This is a genomic window from Rossellomorea sp. DA94, assembly GCF_029834455.1.
GTDB lineage: Bacteria > Bacillota > Bacilli > Bacillales > Bacillaceae_B > Rossellomorea > Rossellomorea vietnamensis.
On record NZ_CP122397.1, the window covers coordinates 3037872 to 3056600 of the forward strand.

19 protein-coding genes are annotated in these 18729 nt (G+C 43.0%); 3 read left to right on the forward strand and 16 right to left on the reverse strand.

Annotation, left to right across the window (positions count from 1 at the left end; translation table 11 throughout):
- Window positions 1–16: 16 nt before the first annotated feature.
- Window positions 17–910, reverse strand: a complete 894-nt coding sequence (locus tag P8596_RS15905; protein ID WP_034757549.1) for a deoxyribonuclease IV — start codon at window positions 908–910, stop codon at window positions 17–19.
- Between the two features lie 69 nt (window positions 911–979).
- Entirely contained in the window at window positions 980–2287 is a 1308-nt protein-coding gene (locus P8596_RS15910) for a DEAD/DEAH box helicase (protein ID WP_279724333.1), read from the reverse strand.
- A gap of 308 nt (window positions 2288–2595) precedes the next feature.
- Here P8596_RS15910 and vrrA point away from each other — a divergent pair, with 308 nt between their 5' ends.
- Both vrrA and P8596_RS15920 read left to right on the forward strand, forming a co-directional pair.
- Entirely contained in the window at window positions 2596–3360 is a 765-nt protein-coding gene (vrrA, locus tag P8596_RS15915) for a VrrA/YqfQ family protein (RefSeq protein WP_279724334.1), read from the forward strand.
- A gap of 180 nt (window positions 3361–3540) precedes the next feature.
- Window positions 3541–4497, forward strand: a complete 957-nt coding sequence (locus P8596_RS15920) for a 4-hydroxy-3-methylbut-2-enyl diphosphate reductase (protein ID WP_061811249.1) — start codon at window positions 3541–3543, stop codon at window positions 4495–4497.
- Between the two features lie 44 nt (window positions 4498–4541).
- Here P8596_RS15920 and P8596_RS15925 read toward each other — a convergent pair whose 3' ends face one another.
- The 10 genes from P8596_RS15925 to ccpN form a co-directional block, all read right to left on the reverse strand.
- Window positions 4542–5660, reverse strand: a complete 1119-nt coding sequence (locus P8596_RS15925) for a Nif3-like dinuclear metal center hexameric protein (RefSeq protein WP_224519501.1) — start codon at window positions 5658–5660, stop codon at window positions 4542–4544.
- Complete coding sequence (locus P8596_RS15930; RefSeq protein WP_224521052.1) at window positions 5657–6367, reverse strand: tRNA (adenine(22)-N(1))-methyltransferase; 711 nt, start codon at window positions 6365–6367, stop codon at window positions 5657–5659. The genes P8596_RS15925 and P8596_RS15930 overlap by 4 nt, the downstream gene beginning before the upstream one ends.
- Window positions 6368–6482: 115 nt before the next feature.
- Window positions 6483–6851 carry a cytochrome c550 gene (cccA, locus tag P8596_RS15935; protein WP_224519500.1) on the reverse strand — a complete coding sequence of 123 codons (369 nt, stop codon included), beginning with the start codon at window positions 6849–6851 and terminating at the stop codon, window positions 6483–6485.
- Between the two features lie 260 nt (window positions 6852–7111).
- On the reverse strand, window positions 7112–8254 hold the full coding sequence (locus P8596_RS15940; RefSeq protein ID WP_279724335.1) for an acyl-CoA dehydrogenase family protein: 1143 nt from the start codon (window positions 8252–8254) through the stop codon (window positions 7112–7114).
- Between the two features lie 165 nt (window positions 8255–8419).
- On the reverse strand, window positions 8420–8956 hold the full coding sequence (locus P8596_RS15945) for a hypothetical protein (RefSeq protein WP_279724336.1): 537 nt from the start codon (window positions 8954–8956) through the stop codon (window positions 8420–8422).
- 118 nt (window positions 8957–9074) lie between these two features.
- A complete protein-coding gene (gene rpoD / locus P8596_RS15950; RefSeq protein ID WP_034757535.1) occupies window positions 9075–10205 on the reverse strand; it encodes an RNA polymerase sigma factor RpoD in 1131 nt (376 codons plus the stop codon).
- A gap of 33 nt (window positions 10206–10238) precedes the next feature.
- Window positions 10239–12050, reverse strand: a complete 1812-nt coding sequence (gene dnaG, locus P8596_RS15955; protein WP_224519497.1) for a DNA primase — start codon at window positions 12048–12050, stop codon at window positions 10239–10241.
- Window positions 12051–12094: 44 nt separating this feature from the next.
- On the reverse strand, window positions 12095–12562 hold the full coding sequence (locus P8596_RS15960) for a YaiI/YqxD family protein (protein ID WP_224521051.1): 468 nt from the start codon (window positions 12560–12562) through the stop codon (window positions 12095–12097).
- Window positions 12563–12973: 411 nt separating this feature from the next.
- Window positions 12974–13786, reverse strand: a complete 813-nt coding sequence (locus P8596_RS15965; protein ID WP_224521050.1) for a pyruvate, water dikinase regulatory protein — start codon at window positions 13784–13786, stop codon at window positions 12974–12976.
- Between the two features lie 13 nt (window positions 13787–13799).
- A complete protein-coding gene (gene ccpN, locus P8596_RS15970; protein WP_279727016.1) occupies window positions 13800–14426 on the reverse strand; it encodes a transcriptional regulator CcpN in 627 nt (208 codons plus the stop codon).
- Between the two features lie 463 nt (window positions 14427–14889).
- On the opposite strand from ccpN, the gene P8596_RS15975 reads away from it, so the two are divergent.
- Entirely contained in the window at window positions 14890–16263 is a 1374-nt protein-coding gene (locus P8596_RS15975; RefSeq protein ID WP_224519496.1) for a glycine--tRNA ligase, read from the forward strand.
- Window positions 16264–16335: 72 nt separating this feature from the next.
- Here the strand turns inward: P8596_RS15975 and recO are convergent, their stop codons facing one another.
- The 4 genes from recO to P8596_RS15995 all read right to left on the reverse strand — a co-directional run bounded on the left by recO (window position 16336) and on the right by P8596_RS15995 (window position 18695).
- Window positions 16336–17088, reverse strand: a complete 753-nt coding sequence (gene recO / locus P8596_RS15980) for a DNA repair protein RecO (RefSeq protein ID WP_159362247.1) — start codon at window positions 17086–17088, stop codon at window positions 16336–16338.
- A 45-nt stretch (window positions 17089–17133) separates the two neighbouring features.
- Complete coding sequence (locus P8596_RS15985; RefSeq protein WP_224519495.1) at window positions 17134–17277, reverse strand: YqzL family protein; 144 nt, start codon at window positions 17275–17277, stop codon at window positions 17134–17136.
- Window positions 17278–17383: 106 nt separating this feature from the next.
- Window positions 17384–18304, reverse strand: coding sequence for a GTPase Era (gene era, locus P8596_RS15990; RefSeq protein WP_034757517.1), 921 nt, complete (start codon window positions 18302–18304; stop codon window positions 17384–17386).
- Window positions 18297–18695: a cytidine deaminase gene (locus P8596_RS15995; RefSeq protein ID WP_034757514.1), complete on the reverse strand. Its 399-nt coding sequence runs from the start codon at window positions 18693–18695 to the stop codon at window positions 18297–18299. The genes era and P8596_RS15995 overlap by 8 nt, the downstream gene beginning before the upstream one ends.
- Window positions 18696–18729: the final 34 nt, after the last annotated feature.

Here is an 18729-nt window from a genome sequence, read left to right on the forward strand (position 1 = left end):
TGACCTCCTCCACTCTTTACTGATTTACTATTTTCGTTAAAACATCTTCATCAAAGGTTTGATTACGCAACATGTCAATTTCGAATTTGTAAGGAGGTTTTTTATTTTTCTTATCTTCCCCTACATATGGAGTTTCCAGAATCTTAGGAACTGCCTCCAGCTGCGGATGATGCACGATATAATTCAGTGCCTTGAATCCAATATGACCGAAGCCCAAGTTTTCATGACGGTCCTTAGCGGCTCCCCGTTCATTCTTGCTATCATTTATATGAAGCACCTTTAAGCGATCGATTCCAACGATTTTATCGAATTCCTCCAATACACCATCGAAATCTTCTACAATATTATATCCTGCATCATGGGTATGACAGGTGTCAAAGCAGACAGATAATCGATCATTCAACTTTACTCCATTGATGATTTGAGCTAATTCCTCAAATGACCTGCCGCATTCGGAACCTTTTCCAGCCATTGTTTCCAAGGCGATCTGAACTTTATGATCCTTGGTCAATACTTCATTCAGACCTTCGATGATCTTCTCGATTCCTTTATCTGCCCCCGCCCCTACATGAGCACCGGGATGAAGCACGATTTGCCCTGCACCGAGCGCTTCAGTGCGTTCCATTTCAGATCGAAGGAAATTGACACCCAACTCGAATGTAGACGGGTTGGTCGTATTGCCTATGTTAATGATATAAGGAGCATGCACGACGATGTCCTCTATTCCATTTTCTTTCATATGAGCAAGACCCGCTTCGATATTCAGGTCTTCGATTTTTTTCCTTCTCGTGTTCTGTGGTGCACCTGTATAAATCATGAAGGTATTCGCACCATATGAAACGGCTTCTTCACTTGAAGCGAGTAACATATTCTTTCCACTCATGGAAACATGGGATCCAATCTTAACCATTCTTCTCAACTCCTAAGAAAATCTCTCTTTATTGTATCGAATGTGTACAAATGAATCACGTTCAAACACTTATTTGTTTCTGTTTTTTATTCTTCTTTCCCGCTTCTTGATTTGATCCATTTTGTATTTCATTTTCTTCTTATAGCCCGGTTTAACCGACTTCGGTTTACGGACTAATGATTTCGCCTTTTCATCGATTTCATCGACGTTCGATTTTTGACGGTTCTTACGTTTGTTCAAAGGAGGCAGCTCGGACCATTCGCCTTTTTTAATATCCCTATGTGAAAAGCTGATTCCAAGCTTCTCCAAGCGATTCAATGCATCTTCGTCTGAAGGCGTATAAATGGTGAAGGCGATACCGCTATTCCCGGCACGTGCTGTACGGCCTGAACGATGAACATAGAAATCCAGATCTTGAGGCAGTTCATAGTTGATGATATGACTGACCCCTTCGATATCGATCCCTCTTGCTGCAAGGTCTGTCGCCACAATATATTGATAATCCAGGTTTCTAATTTGTTTCATCATTTTCTTACGCTCACGTGGAGAAAGATCACCGTGAATACGGCCGACCTTCAGTCCTTTGGCAATCAGGGCATCGGCTACTTCATCTGCCTTTTGCTTCGTGTTGGTGAACACAATCCCTAAATAAGGATTGATCTCCACTAAAATATTGTAAAGCATATTGGTTTTATCACGGCTTTTCAAAGGGACGATCACGTGTTCAATATTTTTTGCCGACAGCTGTTCCGGTTCCACATGGGCATACTGTGGATTTTCCATATACTTCTTCAGGAACGGCTTCAGTTTCTCTGGGATCGTGGCAGAAAACACCAACATCTGTAGTTTTTCAGGCATCTTCGCAGCGATTTGATCCACATCTTCAATGAATCCCATATCAAGCATCAAATCAGCTTCATCGATTACAAGAAGCTTCGCTGTATGGACAAATAGTGCCTGGTCCTTCACCAGGTCATTGATCCGTCCCGGCGTACCGACAACGATATGAGGCTGATGCTTTAACTTCTCGATCGTCCTCTGTTTGTCCGTTCCCCCGATATAGCAACGGGAAACGATCTCTGTAGCCTTCGTTATCTTGAGTACTTCCTGATAAATCTGTTGTGCCAACTCACGGGTAGGTGCAGTGATGACAGCTTGTACCTGCTCAGAAGCTGCATCCACCTTTTCGATGATCGGTAATAGATACGAGTGGGTTTTCCCCGTTCCCGTCTGAGACTGACCGATCGCACTTTGTCCCTTTAAGATCAGAGGGATCATTTTTTTCTGAATTTCAGTTGGTTCATAGAAACCCAGTTCTTCTACAGCTTCATTGATGAAAGACTGAAATCCAAATTGCAGAAATAAATTCTTTTTCATTGAGTACATCTCCTTTTATCGTCATATCCTTTTATTTACGCTGTCATCGGGATAGATGTCTATGCCGTTCACATCATCACCACAGATTTATATAAAATGTACAGATCACTTTTCAGTTGTCAGTGATTTTATTTTAACGTTTAGAAGCGTGATATTTAAAGAACATCTAACCATTATAATCAATTTTCAGCAAAACATCTAGGTCAACTTGATATTATTTCAGATGATATTGTCACAATACCCTTTTTTAACCTGTTGCATACTCTATAGTGACAACGAATTTATTGAAATGAAAGGAGGCTGTCATTATGCCGCCTAGAAGAATGAGAAATCAGGGTCAGGATATGAGAAATCCTTTCGGAATGAGACAGCGCCAGGGGAACGGATTCGGGTTACAGCAACCTGGGATGAATACTTTCGGATTGGGACAAAGACAAGGCAACGGGTTCGGATTGCAGCAGTCTGGCAGGAATCCTTTTGGGTTGGGACAGACACAGCAAACGCCTTTTCAATTTGGAAGGCAAAATCCTAATCAAGGCTTTAATATGGGAATGAATCAAAGAGGAAGCGGAAGAGGCAGAGGGCAAGGCAAAGGGTTACTGTCAAAGTTCCTGAAAAAAGGGGAAAACCGAAATGCAGGCGGTGGCGGACTTCTGGAACAATTTACGAGGTCTTCTGGCGGTGAAACCGGATTCGAGCGATCACCTCAGGCAGCTGGGGGAATCATGCAAACCCTCTTGAATCCCGGGAATGTCAATTCCTTTCTGTCTAACACTCAACAAATGTTACAGACTGCCCAACAATTGGGTCCGATGTTTCAACAATACGGTCCGATGGTCAAAAATATCCCTTCTCTGTGGAAGCTGTACCGCGGGTTTAAGGATATGTCTGCTGATACGCCTGATGAACCATCGACAGAGGTTCAAAATGTGGAAAGTGAAGAAATTCCTGAAGCAGATATTCCTGTAAAGAAAAAAAAGAAAAAGAAACCTTCTGTAAAAATCAATGATGAAGAAGATTGGGATGATAAGGCACCGGCAAAATCACATCCAAAACCAAAACTCTATATATAAATGTCGCATCCCTAAAGGTATTTCATCACCTGACAGGGATTATTTTTTTTGTATATTAGCAAAAAACATGTATCACTTTTTCATGTGAAAATGGCCTTTTACTTCGTTCTCTTTGTCAGACGGACCTTTCTCCTTTATAATGAAGACAAAAGACTCTCTCATGTAGGAGGATATTTATAGATGGATATTATTAAGATTACTCCGAGAGGCTATTGTTATGGTGTGGTAGATGCAATGGTCATTGCAAGAAACGCCGCATTAGACAAATCGCTTCCTCGTCCAATTTATATTCTGGGCATGATCGTCCATAACAAACATGTAACGGATGCGTTTGAAGAAGACGGGATCATCACCCTCGATGGCAGCAATAGAAAAGAAATCATTGAACAAGTGAATGAAGGAACGGTGATCTTCACCGCCCACGGAGTCTCTCCTGAGGTGAAAGAAATCGCCAAGCAAAAAGGATTAGTCACACTTGATGCTACCTGTCCTGACGTCACAAAGACACATGACTTGATCCGGGCCAAAGAAGCTGAGGGCTATGATGTGATTTATATCGGGAAAAAGGGGCATCCCGAGCCTGAGGGCGCAGTCGGTGTCGCACCCGAAATCGTTCATCTCGTCGAAACAGCTGACGACGTTGAACAGCTATCTATCGACAACGATAAGATCATCGTCACGAACCAAACAACCATGAGTCAATGGGATGTACTCGATACAATGGATAAAGTGAAGGAAATGTATCCTCATGTCGAGCTGCACAAAGAAATCTGCCTGGCTACCCAAGTACGGCAGGAAGCAGTGGCAGAGCAGGCAGGGGATGCCGATGTCCTTATCGTCGTCGGCGATCCGAAGAGCAATAACTCCAATCGCCTTGCACAAGTGTCGATGGATATCGCAGGTACGCCTGCCCACCGCATCTCAGACATCAGCGAGCTCGATATCGAATGGATCAAAGATGCGGGTGTCGTCGCTGTCACTGCCGGTGCGTCCACTCCAACACCGATTGTGAAGGAAGTCATTAAATTCCTGGAGGCTTTTGATCCAAATGACGAATCCACATGGACAAGAGAGCGCAATGTTCCATTGAATAAGATACTTCCTAAAGTCCGGAAAGCGAAAATGGGAACGAAATAAGAATGCCAAAAGACCCCTTGCCATCGCAAGGGGCCTTTCTTTTTTTACATATACGTAAATGGGTTCGTTTCTGCTTTCGAAGCGAATATATTGACAATAAACCCTTTTTCCGAGCATCTTTTGGCTAAATGAGCGGCTACTCCCTCTTTCATCACCTTTTCAATGTGATGACCTGCATCCACAATATTGAGCCCCATCATCATGGCGTCATGAGCCGTATGATAATAGATATCACCGGAAACGAACACATCGGCACCCTGTCTCTTGGCTTTTCCGATGAACTTATTTCCATCTCCGCCGAGTACTGCCACCTTCTTCACATTTGCGTCCCCGTCCCCTATCAACCGGATTCCATCCATGCCTAATGTTTTCTTCACGAATAGGGCAAAGTCCTTCAGGCTCATCTCCTCTGCCAAATAACCGATCCTGCCCAGTCCAAGGGCTTTAGAACCGTTTTCCAAGGAGTAGATATCATAGGCAATCTCTTCATATGGATGGTGGGTGAACATCGCTTTCAATACTTTTTTCTCCAGTGAAACAGGATAAACCGTCTCCACCTTTTCTTCTGAAACCTCTTCAAGTGCACCTTGCTTTCCTATATGAGGATGGGTTCCCTCCCCGGGCAGAAATCTTCCCTGTCCTTCAGAGGAGAAGCTGCAATGGGAATAATTCCCGATATGTCCGGCGCCGGCTTTTCCTAAAGCTTCCCTCAGTTCCCCTGCATGTTCTTTTGGCACATAAACCGCCAATTTGCGAAGTTCTTCCTGATAGGTAGGGACAAGCACAGAAGGCTCCTGTAACTGAAGCTTGCTAGCAAGTAGATCATTCACACCGCCTACTGCCACATCCAGATTGGTATGGGCAGCATATACGCTAATATCATGTTTGATCAGCTTTTCAATCATTCTTCCCTGGTAGGAATCTGTTTGCAAAGATTTCAGTGGACGAAATAATGGCGGATGATGGGCAATGATCAATTTGACATTATTCTTGATCGCTTCATCCACGACATTTTCCAGCACGTCCAGTGTGATCATGACATTTTCGACCTTTTCATTCAACTTACCGATTTGAAGTCCGATGGGATCTCCGCTTTCAGCCAGATATTTCGGTGAGAACTCTTCAAAAAGCTGAATGATTTCATGGCCGTTTACTGTTTTCATGAGATAAGGACCTCCTCAACCATCTTGATTTTGTGCAGAAGCTCATTTTTACGTATTTCCAGCGCTTCGGTCTTCTCTGCCTTTTCCATGTTATTCACAATATTTTTCCATTGTCGGAGTTCCTGATTCCATTTTTTCATGAAGGCACCATTTCGATCCTTCATCAAGAACGGTCCGAGCAGCAGTTCTTTTTCAATTTCCTTGGAATAGTGGGAGTTTGGATCTCCTTTTTCTGCTATTAAAATTTCATATAGCTTATCATCTTCTTCAAGGATTTCCTCACCGATGAGATCCCATTCATTTTCCATCAGCCACGTCCTGATCGATTTCGCACTCACATTGGGCTGGAGAATCAATCTCGGTCCGTCGGTCAGCTTTTCCTTGCCTTCCTCCAAAATCGATGCGATCAATGCACCACCCATCCCCGCAATCGTAATACAATTGACTTCACCGGGTGAAATGACTTCCAGGCCATTGCCTAACCTAACTTCAACTTCCCGTGTAAGTCCGGCATCTTCCACTTGTTTTTTCGCAGAAAGATATGGGCCCTTTACCACCTCACCGGCAATCGCTGAAGAAGCGATTCCTTTATTGACTGCATAGCAAGGAAGGTAGGCATGATCTGAACCGATATCGGCAATTTTTGATTGTTCTGGTATGTATGAAACAACGGTTTCAAGTCGTTTTGATAATTGTTGGATATTCATTCGTTCACCTTTACTCATTATTATTGGTCCTGCTTATCTGATACTCATTCTAACCAACTTTTCCATATAAAAAAAGCCCTTTGCCCAAAGACAAAGAACCTTTTTCAACCATTCATTATTTTAGTGATTTGATCCAGTCTGCCATTGCATCAAGATTTTCATCTGCTACAAGACCGGCTGGCATGATGCCTCCACCATTTTTAATTCTATCTTTGATCTCGTCTTTTGACAGCTTCGTCCCTTTAAGAGCAGGACCCGCGCCACCTTCATAGTTCCCACCATGACAAGATACACAAGACTCCTTGTACTTAGCTTCCGGATCGAATTCACCGCTTGAAGCTTCTTCTTTACCAGCAGTCTCACCATGCTTTTCTTCCTTCGCTTTTTCATCGGCATTGTTTAGGCCTTCAATCGATAAGAAGAAAACAAGACCAATTCCAAGAGCCGCAATAAGTACGAATGGAATAATTGGATTACGATTCATGATTTTAACCTCCTTTATGTACAACATCCAAAAAATAGTGCTCTTTTCAACACTTTTTATTTTACTGTAAAAACCGACAAAGTAAAAGTACTATCAATTAACTTTTCCATCTTTCTCACAAATTAGACACATTTCCTTCTTTTTTCCTGTTTTTCATCTTCCGTTTCTTCTCATTTACCCCTTAGGCATGAAAACAGATGAGCTCTATCTGCCCCCAGTGGACCGATAGAGCTCATTTACCCTTCTAGGTGATCTAGCCCCTATTGGCAGCCGATCAACCTTGAAATCACCATTCTCTGTACCTCTGATGTCCCTTCTCCGATTTCAAGGAGTTTCGCGTCACGCAAGTAGCGCTCAACATGGTATTCTTTCATGTAACCGTATCCGCCATGGATCTGAATGGCTTCGTCGGCCACTTCCATACTGATCTCCGACGCGTACAACTTACACATTGACGCCTCTTTGGAAAATGGTCTTCCCTGATCCTTCAGCCATGCTGCTTTATGAACCATGTTCCTTGCGAGCTCGATCTTCATTGCCATGTCAGCCAGCTTAAATTGAGTGACCTGAAATTGAGATAACGTTTTACCGAACTGCTTTCTCTCTTTCGAATATTGAAGAGCCTTGTCAAAAGCAGCCTGAGCCACCCCGACAGCCATTGCCCCGATTCCGATCCTGCCCCCGTCAAGGGTGACAAGGAACTGCTTGAATCCTTCCCCCTGCTTCCCTAACAGGTTTTCCTTAGGGACTTCCACGTCCTCAAGGACCAGCTCAGTTGTATTGGAGGAATGAAGCCCCATTTTTTCATAATTATCAATGACCGTAAATCCTTTGGCTTTTGTGGGTGCGATGATGGCACTGATCTCTTTATTCCCGTTGTTCCTGCCTGTGATCGCCGTTAACGCGAGATGATTCGCGTAACTTGCATTGGTGATGTAACACTTATTCCCATTGATGACCCATTTATCCCCTTTATCTTCAGCAGTGGTCTGGGTCCCCCCCGCATCTGAACCGGCATTGGGTTCAGTCAGGCCGAAAGCTCCAAATGATTCCCCTGTACAAATCGGCGTTAAGTATTCCTGTTTCTGTTCATGTGTACCAAATAAATTGATCGGAGCACCGCCCAGTGAAATATGGGCAGAGTACGTGATCCCTGTAGAGGCACATGCACGGCTGAGCTCTTCTGTAACGATGGCAAAGCTTACTGTATCCGCACCTGAACCACCATATTCTTCCGGAAAGGGAAGCCCCATCATCCCCAGGTCAGAAAGTTTCTTGAAAATTTCTTTAGGAAATTCCTTTGTGCGGTCACGATCCAACGCACCAGGTGCTACTTCTTCTTCAGCGAATTCCCTGATCGTTTTCTTAATCATTGCTTGCTCTTGTGTTAAGTCGAAATTCATCTTTATCCCCCTTGTCTAACTTTGATGACTGAAAGCCACAGACTTCTACAGTATATAAAGCGCTTTCAAGCATAGTCATTCGACTCTATGAATACGCTCTCATTCCTATTATAAGAGGGAATCATGAATTTTCTCAACTTTAAAAAACTTTTAAATTTTCAGAAGTTATAGTAATATATAAATTCCTACAAGGATCGATCCTACCGATCCCGCCAGCGTGAAATAATTCATCTTCCATTTCACCCCTGCACCAATCCATATAAAACAGTTCAGGAATAAGGTTACGTATAATGGCAAAGAGTGCCCTTCAAAGATCCTTTCCGTCAGTTCCATAGATGAAAGAAGGAGGATGCTGGCAGCTGACGCAAAGAGAAGTAACGGCGAGAATTGTTTCTTAGTATAATAAATTCCTACACCCATTAATAATCCGACAAAACTTGCCAAAATCGCTGTTTGCAAAACGATTGACAATTCAGTAAAATAAATGACAAATAATGAAATTATTATCGAGGAAATGGAAAGCAGAAAATCTTTCAGGATGTGTTTTTTCTGAGATTCCGCTGCTCTGTCATCGATTCCTGTTCCTTCCGTATATAATGCAAGAAGATAATCACAGTATTGTTCAGGCAGCATCTTTGTTTGCTTCCAAAGAAGGATTTCATGGATGATGGTTTCTTTTTTTGAATTATTTATTCTGGTCACTTTGTCACACCTTTTGTAGTTGCATCCTTTAAGTCTATTCGGCAACGATCAGGGGAAACCCTTTAATTTGGACAAAAAAAACCACCTCTATGCACGATAGAGGCAGTAAAGGTTGGTTCTATTCCAAAAAGTCTTTCAATCGTTTGCTTCTGCTTGGATGGCGCAGTTTCCGAAGGGCTTTCGCTTCGATTTGACGGATACGTTCCCGGGTAACACCAAACACTTTACCCACTTCTTCCAGTGTACGTGTTCTGCCGTCATCCAGACCAAAACGTAACCGTAGAACATTTTCTTCCCGGTCTGTAAGAGTATCCAGGACATCTTCAAGCTGTTCTTTCAACAATTCGTAAGCTGCATGTTCCGAAGGAGATTGAGCTTCTGCATCCTCGATGAAGTCCCCAAGGTGAGAATCGTCTTCTTCACCAATTGGTGTTTCAAGGGATACAGGTTCTTGAGCGATCTTAAGAATTTCACGAACCTTTTCAGGAGTCAGATCCATTTCTTCAGCAATTTCTTCCGGTGCAGGTTCACGACCCAAATCTTGAAGTAATTGTCTTTGTACGCGAATCAGCTTATTAATGGTCTCAACCATATGAACCGGGATACGTATCGTTCTTGCCTGGTCCGCGATGGCACGGGTGATGGCTTGTCGAATCCACCAAGTCGCATACGTACTGAATTTGTACCCTTTCCGGTAATCAAACTTTTCCACTGCTTTAATCAGACCCATGTTACCTTCCTGGATCAGATCCAAGAATAGCATCCCGCGGCCTACATAGCGTTTTGCGATACTGACAACGAGTCTCAGGTTCGCTTCTGCCAGACGTCGCTTGGCTTCCTCATCACCATCTTCAATTCGCTTGGCAAGATTGATCTCTTCCTCTGCAGAAAGTAAATCGACTCTCCCAATTTCTTTCAGGTACATACGTACAGGATCATTTATCTTAACCCCGGGAGGAACGCTTAAATCATTTAGATTAAATTCTTCTTCCTCTTCCTTCTCTAACTCCGTGGCACCTGGATCATCATCTTCGTCACTTTCATTAACGATTTCTACACCCTGCTCACCTAAGTGTTCATAGAATTCATCCATTTGATCGGAATCCAATTCGAAGCCGGATAATTTATCTGCAATATCTTCGTATGTGAGGACTCCTCTTTTCTTACCTTGGTTAACTAAAAATTCTTTCACCTGATCAACTGTTAATTCTGACGCTATTTGTTTGGAACGCGCTGACTTTTCAGCCATTTGTTCCCCTCCTTCCAACTTCCTTACAAAACTTTATAGAGACTTACGCAGCTGTAAGATTTCCATTGCTATTTGTGCTTCCTGCCTATAATCCTTTAGTCTTTCCGCTTCTTTTCTTTCCACTTCTTTTTCTTTTATTCTCAACATCTTTTGATGTTTTAACACCTGGTTTACGTAATCTGTCAATTCCTGATCCGTACTTTCTTCGCTTATGGACATCATTTCGATTTCCGTCACGATCCTTCTGAGCCTTTCATCGGGAAGGTACCCGATAAACGAACTGGCACTTGGAGGCAGACCTTCTTCGTAATAACCCAATAAATAAGTAATAATAGCTTGATGCTCATCAATATTGAGGTTCGTGCCTGCAAGCCACTCCTGAATCTTATAAGCAGTATTCGGATCCTTCAGCATGTAAGCAATCAACCTTCGCTCAGCGGTTTGATATGCAGGCAAGAGCCTGGACTGGGTGGATTGTTTGAAATTCCCTTGCATACCGACCTGTTTAGGCGGTTTAGGAACGCGGTTTTCCGGCCCTTGTAATTCAGATAGCTGTTGTTGAAGAGCCTCTAACGATAGTTCGAACTCATCAGCCAAGTATCTTACATAATAATCCTTTTCAACCGCTTTACTTAATTGAGTAATTTCCTTTAGTATGTCTTCTATATACTTAAGGCGATCTCCTTCATCATTTAAGTTTTTATTCAGTTTATAATACCGAAGCTTAAACGCCATTAACGTTAAACTTGCCCCTATTACATCCTGTTGGAATCGTTCTGAACCATATTTGGCAATGTAGTCATCAGGGTCTAATTGTTCGGGCATCACCGCTACGCGTATGTCCAACCCATGCTTATGAAGAAGCTTTCCGGCTCTGAATGCGGCTTCCACTCCGGCAGAATCACCATCGTAACAAATGATGATGGAATCCGTTAATCGCTTTAACAGGCCTATTTGCTGTTCCGTCAACGAAGTACCCATGGTGGCTACCCCGTTTTCAACACCGGCTTCGCTAGCTGAAATAACATCTGCGAATCCCTCAAATAATATCGCCTGCTGCTTTCTTCTTATCATGGATCGTGCATCATGATAATGATAAAGGATGCTGCTTTTATTAAAGATCTTCGTTTCAGGGCTGTTTAAGTATTTCGGCTGATCATCCGCATCGATCGTCCTGCCTGAAAATGCGACTGTATTTCCTTTTGTATCCACAATGGGGAACATGATTCTTCCCCTGAAGCGATCGAGGAAGGAATCGTCTTTTTCCCTTCTGACGAGTAACCCCGCGGCTTCCATCAGTTCAAGGGAGTAACCCCTCTTCTCCAGGAACTTGACCGTGAAATCCCAACTTGGGAGTGACCACCCAATCTGGAATTTCGTGATGCTTTCCGTTGTAAAGCCCCTTGCAAGCAGATATTCCAGTGCTTCCTGACCTTCCTTTGTATTTAGAAGGAGATGATGGTAAAATTTACTTAATAAACTGTGAGCTTCCAACATTTGCTTCTCATCCTCTTGAGGAGGAAGCGGTTGATCCGATGAAGGTGTTTGGATGGAAATTTCTTCGCCGACTCTTGCTCCGAGCTTCTGAGCCGCTTCGAGAAAGCTAAGGCCGTCTACATCCATGAGAAACGTAAATGCGTTTCCTCCTGCACCACATCCAAAGCAATGAAAAATTTGTTTGTCGGGAGAAACAGAAAAAGATGGAGTGTTTTCTCCATGGAACGGACATAAACCAAAATAATTTCTGCCCTGCTTTTTCAGTTGTACATAATCACTGACAACATCGACGATATCGGTTGACGATAAAATTTTATTTAACTTATCTTCAGGGATTCTTTCAGACATACTCTATCACCTGTTTTTATTTACCCTCTTAATCCATTCTGTACTTATTGCGATTCTCCTGCAATTTCCGACAAGATTTTATCGAAGGACGTACAAAATGTTTCTCTGTCTTCATTTGTAAAAGGCTTGGGACCTTTTCCATAGTTGCCTCTCCTGCGTTCTTTGGCAGCGACATACCGATAATCGAGTGCCGTGACAATACTCTCTTCCCTGTAGGCTTTTCCCCTGGGAGAGATGGCATAAACTTTTTTCGGTAATACCAGACTTGCAAGCCCTATGTCCTGTGTGACCAAAACATCTCCTGCCTTTACATGATTCATGATGTATAAGTCTGCCGCTTCTTTCGAACTATCCACATACACCCATTCACCTTCATCAGGTGTGTTCTTCCTGTGGGCATGGGAAGCAACAAAAATGATTTTAAAGCCATACCCTCTTGTTATTTTAATGATTTCCTGTTTTACCGGGCAAGCATCCGCGTCTACATATACGGTAGGGTTATGTTCGCTAATACTAACTATTCTACATCACTCCGTATTATCCTTCTCTCTTTTTAGAACTTTCCCAGAGATTTGATTAAAATTGTCGAATTTTAATTCAGACGAGACTTGACATATCACAATAATTAGTTTATTCCTTAAGAGTTTAGTCTAAACCTATTTTAAATATTTTTATCACAATTTTTTATTATAGTATAATCGGACAAGTTTGACCACTATAAAAACTTAATTCCTTTAGGTTTTTCTTTATGTTTGAATTTCATCAAACATAAAGAAGCGAGTGCTGGTTGATTTCCGCTCCAGGTGCAGATGATATCGATTAAATAGTTCTGGTTTGCGGAAACGGCCTAAATAAAAGATGATTCCCCCATTTTCCAGGGGGAATCATCTTTTTATGTACACGGTCAGCCTGATGACCGCCGATCATTCGTGGCTGTTTTGGTAAATATTCGTAATGACATTGGCTGTTTCTTCGACAGCTTTGTTGGTAACATCGATGACGTGACAGCCGATGCGGTCCGTTATTTTTTCGAAATACGTCAGTTCGTCTTCTATACGTTTAATATTGGCGTAGCTCGCCTGATCGTTCAATCCGAGAGATTTCAATCTTTCCCTGCGGATCGTATTCAGCTTTTCAGGGCTGATTTTTAATCCGAAGCATTTCTTCGGTGAAACCATGAATAGTTCCTCCGGGGGATCTACTTCCGGTACAAGTGGAACATTCGCCACTTTGATCCTCTTCAGCGCAAGGTATTGCGACAGAGGCGTTTTTGACGTCCTGGACACTCCTACAAGCACTATATCCGCCCTGAGTATGCCCCGGGGGTCACGCCCATCATCATATTTGACGGCAAATTCAATGGCTTCCACCTTCTTGAAGTAGTCGTCATCAAGCTTCCTGACAGTCCCTGGTTCAAACAGCGGTTCCCTCTGGTAGGAAGATTGAAATTTGTCCATTAATGGACCGATGATATCAAATGCATAGAGCTCTTCCTTTTCAGATTGTTCTTTAATGTATGCACGCATATCCGGCTTTACAAGGGTGTACACAATCAACCCCTGATTAAGCTTCGCCAAGGAAATCACTTCATCGATATGTTCGGTGTCCTCTATATACGGAAAGCGCTTGATGACCGTATTGGAACCATTGAATTGGCTAATCGCCGCTTTTGTGACTAATTCAGCAGTCTCACCCACCGAGTCGGATACAACATAGATGATCGGTTCTTTCACGATCGTTCACCACCTTCTAATATTCATCTGCCAACGCAACAAATGCTTTAGTTATATTGGTCTTCGTAATCCTGCCTATGACTTCTAAATCACCCTTTTCGGTCTTTTTGATGACAGGGACAGAGTCAATTTGCTTATGAATCAAGTCCTTCGCCACTCCGATCAGCTGGTCTTCCTTTTCACAAACCGTGATATTGGGCATCCTTGTCATAATAATATTCACCGGCAACGTACTGAGTTCCTGCTTTCCGATACTCGCTCTCAAAAGATCTTTACGGGACAGGACACCCACCAGGTATGTATTGGCGTCCACGACAAACAATGTTCCCACATCTTCCAGAAACATCGTTACGATGGCATCATACACGGAAACATTCTCATTCACGACAACCGGAATCGATTGATAATCCTTGACGAATATTTTGTTCAGGTTCTCCGTCAACAGCTGTGTCCCTGTTTTCCCTGTATAGAAATACCCTACCCTCGGACGGGCATCCAGGTAACCTGCCATGGTCAGGATGGCAAGGTCGGGTCTGAGAGTCGCCCTGGTTAAATTTAATTGATCCGCAATCTGTTCACCAGTGATAGGGCCATTGTCTTTCACTATTTGCAGAATATGTTCTTGACGCTTATTAAGTTCGATTGTTACTCACCACCTAACGGTCCAACGATTTATGTTATACTTTATATTAAATATTATATACTATTCATTCAAAATGAAAAGAGCATATTATCATCCATTTGTGACAACCTATAGCTAAATTTCACTTTACAAAGAGTATCTTCTTTTGAACGAAACTTCAAATCTTTTCTCTTCTCTCAATCATTAGTTGTTTTTATTTCTTTATCATGATAAAATGTCTTCATCTTATAACAAATAAGGCTTTGATGGATCAATAATCCTTGCTAAACAATAAGCGACTGGGGACGGTGAAAGCCCAGAAGGCATGGAAACGGCAATCCGGAGCTATTTACCGTTTAAAAGTGGGTATACCTTCACGTATATCAACTAGGGTGGAACCGCGAGTAACAAGCTCGTCCCTAGGCCTCAAGCGCCTAAGGACGAGCTTTTTTATTTACATAAATGATGAAAAGGAGTGACTTATATGTCAATGGAACAAGTAGTCAACTTAGCAAAGCACAGGGGGTTTGTCTTCCCAGGTTCTGAAATTTACGGAGGACTTGCCAACACATGGGATTACGGTCCGCTTGGTGTAGAGCTGAAAAACAATATCAAAAAAGCCTGGTGGAAAAAATTCGTACAGGAGTCCCCTTACAATGTGGGCCTTGATGCAAGTATCCTGATGAATCCCCAAACATGGGTTGCTTCCGGACACGTTGGAAACTTCAATGACCCGATGATCGACTGTAAGCAATGTAAAACACGTCATCGTGCAGATAAAATCATCGAAAACGCCCTGGAAGCAAAAGGGATCGAGATGATCGTCGACGGCCTTTCATTCGAGAAAATGGAAGAAATCATCAAAGAGCATGACATTGCATGCCCAGATTGCGGAAGCCACGATTTCACGGATATCCGCCAATTTGATCTTATGTTCAAAACTCATCAGGGAGTAACAGAATCTTCTACAAATGAAATTTATTTACGTCCAGAAACAGCACAGGGGATCTTTGTAAACTTCAAGAACGTTCAACGATCCATGCGTAAGAAGATGCCATTTGGTATTGCGCAAGTGGGTAAAAGTTTCCGAAACGAAATCACTCCAGGTAACTTCACATTCAGAACCCGTGAATTCGAACAGATGGAACTGGAATTCTTCTGCAAACCTGGTGAAGACCTAGAGTGGTTCTCGTACTGGCGCGAATTCTGTAAAAACTGGTTACTGAATCTTGGAATGAGCGAAGACAATATGAGACTCCGTGACCATGATCAGGATGAATTATCCCATTACAGCAACGCGACTACGGATATCGAATACAAATTCCCGTTTGGCTGGGGTGAGCTTTGGGGTGTGGCAGATCGTACAGACTTCGACCTGAAGCGTCACATGGAACATTCAAATGAGGACTTCCACTACATGGATCCACAAACGAATGAAAAATATGTACCATACTGTATCGAGCCTTCCCTTGGGGCTGACAGGGTAACCCTTGCATTCCTATGTGATGCGTTCGAAGAAGAAGAACTCGAAAACGATTCACGTACCGTCTTACGTTTTCACCCGGCACTGGCTCCGTTCAAAGCGGCTGTCCTGCCACTTTCGAAAAAGCTCTCTGACGATGCATTCAAGGTGTATGAAGAGCTGTCACAGGATCTTATGATCGACTTCGACGAAACGGCATCCATCGGGAAACGTTACCGCCGCCAGGACGAAATCGGTACACCATTCTGCATCACATTTGACTTTGACTCCGTAGAAGACGGTCAAGTAACCGTACGTGACCGTGACACAATGGATCAAGTTAGAATGCCAATCAGTGAAGTGAAATCGTTCCTGCAAGAGAAAATTAAATTCTAATATCCATAAAAAATCAGGCCCATTCACAAAAAGTGAATGGGCCTTTCTATATCACAAGCAGCATCTATGTAACTAGAATAAGTCCTTAAGGTTATCCATTTGGTCCAGAAACCTCCTGGATTTTAATGTCAGACCTGAGTTTTCATCGTAATAAGTCCTGATTACCCGCTTCAATTGACGTTTCGTTTCATCTTTCACCGATATATTTCCCAATCGATTGAGATCGAAATAGTAAAATACCCTTAGAAGCTTCACAGTGCTTTGTGAGATCGGTAAATGATGTGGATCTTCACCCAAACAGCGATGACAGATGAATCCATTTTCTTTAAAGGAAAAAGCAAATTCACCATCGGTCTCCCCACATACAGCACATCCATTCAGGTGAGGGTACAACCCCATTACAGGGAGCATCTTCATTTCAAAAATATGCATCAGGATTTCCGGGTCATAGTCTTCATTCAAGTAGTGAAGAGTCTTGTAAAGCAATTCAAACAGGAAGGGGTTCGGCTTTCGGTCCTCGGTCGCTTTATCAAGGAGATCCACGATGTAAGTGGCATAAGCCGTCTTAAACAGATCCTCCCTTACATGCCTCAGGGACTCTGCCATCTCTCCCTGTTGAAGGGTGCCCAGCCCGCTTCCTTTGATAAAAAGGAAATAACCATATGTAAACAATTGTGAAATGGCGGATAGACGGCTATTAGGTTTCTTTGCCCCTCTAGCCATCAATCCAATCTTTCCGAATTCCCGTGTATATATGGTAACAATTTTGTTCGACTCACCGTAATGATTCGTTCGAATGACAATTCCTTCACACTTCTGCAGCATTTAGCCACCTCCCGATCTCTGCTTTCCCGGGTGATGACACACTTATCACGTTAAAGGAAAATCTACTTCCGCTGTTTCTTCTTCAAAGCTGTAAGGATCCTCAAATGACTCCTTTTCAAGCTCCTTGAAAAGGAGATAGGTGTCAATACTTCCTGTCTGCGAAAAAAATTTCCATGTTAAGTCTAACATAAAAAACCCACCTTTCTGGATTTAAACTAGCAAGACTTCATAAGCTTTCTTGTGATTAGAATGAGCATTTTCTCTCTAAAACATGTGGCCTAAATATTGTTAATTATCAATATTCGTCGTCGCTGAACCCAAAGTCACGGAGGTTTGCAGATCGGTTACGCCAATCCTTCTGTACTTTCACCCATAGTTCGAGGTAGACCTTTGATCCCAACAGGTTCTCAATATCCACCCGCGAGCGCTTTCCGACTTCTTTGAGCATGGAACCCTGTTTGCCGATGACAATCCCCTTCTGGGAATCTCTCTCTACAATGATGGTGGCGATGACGTCGATGAGGTCCTTCTCTTCTTTCCTCTCCATCTTGTCGATCACGACCGCTATACTATGCGGAATCTCTTCCCGTGTCAGGTGCAGGACCTTTTCCCTGATCAGTTCAGATACGATAAAACGTTCTGGATGATCGGTAATCTGATCTGCAGGATAGAATTGAGGCCCTTCCGGTAATTGATCCTTCAGTAGCTGAAGCAGCTGGTCCACGTTGTTCCCTTCGAGTGCTGAGATCGGGACAGTCGCTGCAAACGGGAACAGGTCATTGTATTGTTGAATCATTGGCAGTAAGGCATCTGGATGGATCTGGTCGATCTTATTAAGGATGAGGTAGACCGGTGTTTTTACACCTTTCAGCTTCTCTATGATGAAGTGATCTCCTTTTCCCAATCCTTCTTCGACGTTCACCATGAACAATATGACGTCCACTTCTTTTAAAGTGTTCTGAGCAATCTTCATCATGAAGTCTCCCAGTTTATGTTTCGGTTTGTGTATTCCAGGAGTGTCGATGAATATCATCTGGGCATCATCGGTCGTGTATACTCCTTGAACTTTGTTGCGTGTCGTCTGGGGCTTATCACTCATAATGGCGATCTTTTGACCGATGACCCGGTTCAGGAAAGTGGATTTCCCGACGTTAGGTCTTCCAATGATGGAGATAAAGCCTGATTTGTATTCTGTGTTACTGATATGATTACTCATTTAGATCCTCCGGTGAAAAAGCTCCTGGTAATAGTTCTGCTACGGTTAATTCTTCTACATCGCCCTTCAGGTTCGTCAATACGACTTTCATTTCTTTCGGACAAAGTTCTGAAATGACCTGCCGGCATGCTCCACAAGGTGGAACAGGTCTTGCCGTGTCTGCCACAACCGCAATCATCGAATAGTCTGTATCGCCTTCTGAGTACGCCTTGAATAAAGCAGTCCGTTCAGCACAGTTACACATGCTGTACGCTGCATTTTCAATATTGCAACCGTGATAGACCTTACCGTCCTTTGACAGAAGAGCCGCTCCCACCTTGAATTTACTATAGGGTACGTATGCTTTTTCCCTCGCTAGTTTAGCTTCTTGTATCAATTGTTCTGCATTCATTGATTTAACTCTCCTTTTAACCCTTACACATTCA